Genomic DNA, 963 nt, shown 5'->3' with positions numbered 1-963 from the left:
TCTTTGTTGCACAAACCTAGCCTAGAAGGTTTATTCAGCCCTATAATTTCAATATGAATAAACCTACGCCTAAAATCTATCGTACAACTAACTGGTCTTCCTACAATCGTGCCCTCATTAACCGGGGTAATATTTCCATTTGGTTTGATCCAAACACTCAGTGGTATGCACAATCACAAGGCAAGCAAGGTCGAAATCAAACTTACTCTGATACCGCTATTCAATGCTGTTTAATGATCAAATCTTTATTCAGACTTTCTTTACGCATGGTCACAGGTTTTGTTCAAAGCCTCATTAAACTGTGTGGATTAAATTGGACTGCACCAGATTACAGTACGCTTTGTCGAAGACAAAAATATATTGATATTGCGATTAGCTATCAAAAAAGTAACGATGGGCTACATCTACTCGTAGACTCAACTGGCTTAAAGTTTTTAGGTGAAGGTGAATGGAAACGTAAGAAACATGGACATGAATATCGTCGCCAATGGCGTAAGCTTCATATTGGGATCGATGCTGAAACCCTTCAAATACGTGCAGTACAACTTACTACAAATAATGTGAGTGATTCGCAAGTTCTCGGTGATTTACTTGCTCAAATTCCTTTAGATGAACGAATTGATTCGGTCTATACCGACGGTGCTTATGATACGAAGCACTGTAGACAAGTCATTTTAGATCGAGATGCACATGCAGTCATTCCGCCAAGAAAAAATGCAAAGCCATGGAAAGATCAGAAATTAAGATCTTTAGAGCGGAATGAATTATTAAAGACAGTCAAACGTTTAGGAAGAAAGCTTTGGAAAAAATGGTCTGGTTATCACCGTCGAAGTTTGGTAGAAACTAAGATGCATTGCATCAAATTATTAGGTGATAAATTAACGGCAAGGAGTTTTTCTAGTCAGGTAAATGAAATCCATGCACGCATAGCCGTATTGAATAAATTTACCGAATTAGGTCGTC

1 protein-coding gene is annotated in these 963 nt (G+C 38.0%); it reads left to right on the top strand.

The genetic code is table 11. From position 1 onward, the window contains the following. Positions 1-53 precede the first annotated feature (53 nt). Positions 54-963: IS5 family transposase (locus A6M14_RS04625; protein WP_152873845.1), on the top strand; the 910-nt coding region annotated here is incomplete at its 3' end.

This window comes from Acinetobacter portensis (assembly GCF_009372215.1).
GTDB lineage: Bacteria > Pseudomonadota > Gammaproteobacteria > Pseudomonadales > Moraxellaceae > Acinetobacter > Acinetobacter portensis.
This window is presented reverse-complemented; position numbering and strand designations above follow the sequence as displayed.